The organism is Acidovorax sp. (assembly GCF_046291265.1).
Classification (GTDB): domain Bacteria; phylum Pseudomonadota; class Gammaproteobacteria; order Burkholderiales; family Burkholderiaceae_C; genus Acidovorax.
Genome location: NZ_JBKBTV010000138.1, coordinates 1 through 1,350, shown reverse-complemented (window position 1 = coordinate 1,350; position 1,350 = coordinate 1). Strand labels below are relative to the sequence as shown.

The window sequence follows — 1,350 nt, the reverse complement described above, 5'->3', positions numbered from 1 at the left end:
GCCAGGAGGCCTGGATCTGTTCGGCGGCGTCGGGGGCGGCGCCGATGTAGATGCCGCGGGTCATGGTGATATTGGCCTGTTCGAAGGCGCCGGCGCCGGCCAGAAGGATCATGCGTGTGGGGGCGTCGGCGGCGGCCAGGGCGACCACGCCCGGGCTGACCAGGTTGGACGACAGGCCCTTGAGGTCCTCGGCCGAATAGAGGTTCTCGGTCATCTGGGTCGCGGCGCTGGGCGCCAGGCAGTTGACCCGGATGCCGTGACGCTCGCCCTCCAGCGCCAGGGTCTGCATCAGGCCGACCAGGGCCATCTTGGCAGCGCCGTAGTTGGCCTGCCCAAAGTTGCCATACAGGCCCGACGAAGACGTGGTCATGACGATGCGGCCATGGCCCTGTGCGCGCATTAGGTCCCACACGGCCTTGGTGCAGTTCACGGCGCCCATCACGTGGACGTCCATCACCAGCCGAAAGTCGTCCAGCGTCATCTTGGAAAACGACTTGTCGCGCAGGATGCCCGCGTTGTTCACCAGGATGTCCATGCGGCCCCACTGCGCCACCGCTTGGTCGACCATGGCCTGCATCTGTGCGGGCTGCGTCACGTCGCCACCGTTGGCCAGGGCCTCGCCCCCGGCCGCCCGGATCTCGGCCGCCACGCGCTGCGCGGCAGAGTCTGCGCGGTCACCGCCCAGGTCGTTCACCACCACGCGGGCGCCGTGACGCGCCAGCTCCAACGCATGCGCACGGCCCAGGCCTCCGCCTGCTCCAGTCACGATGGCTACCTTGTTCTTCAATAACTTGCTCATGGGTCTCACTTTTCAAAAATGGTTGGGGAATAGGGATGGGGACAGCGATGGGTGACGTGTCAGAAGGCGACCTTGTCGGCGCCCTTGAGGCCCAGCATGGTGCGAGCCTCCGTGGGCGATGCGACGTCCAGAGACAGCTCTTGCAAGATGCGGCGGATCTTGCGCACCTGCTCGGCGCAGGACGTGGCCAGCTCGCCTTTGCCCAGGTACAGACTGTCTTCCAGCCCCACGCGCACATGCCCGCCCATCACGGCACCCATGGTCAGCAGCGGCATCTGGTGGCGCCCCGCGCCCAGCACCGAGAAGCGGTAACCCTTGCGCCCAAACAGCCGGTCGGCCGTGGTCCGCATCACGTACAGGTTCTCCGGGTCGGGCCCCAGGCCGCCCAGAATGCCGAAGATGGCCTGGATGAACAGCGGCCCCTTGATGAGGCCTTCGTCCACAAAGTGCGCCAGGTTGTACAGGTGGCCCACGTCGTAGCACTCAAACTCGAAGCGCGTGCCGCAGTCCTCGCCCAGCACCTTCAGGATGTACTTGATGTCGCGGAAGGT

The 1,350-nt window shown here is 66.3% G+C and carries 2 protein-coding genes; both read right to left on the bottom strand.

Annotation, left to right across the window (positions count from 1 at the left end; genetic code table 11):
• Nucleotides 1-799 (bottom strand): SDR family NAD(P)-dependent oxidoreductase (locus tag ACK41V_RS23505; protein ID WP_409786087.1); only part of this gene is annotated, 799 nt, incomplete at its 3' end.
• Nucleotides 800-858: 59 nt separating this feature from the next.
• Nucleotides 859-1,350: 3-keto-5-aminohexanoate cleavage protein (locus ACK41V_RS23500; protein WP_409786084.1), on the bottom strand; the 492-nt coding region annotated here is incomplete at its 5' end.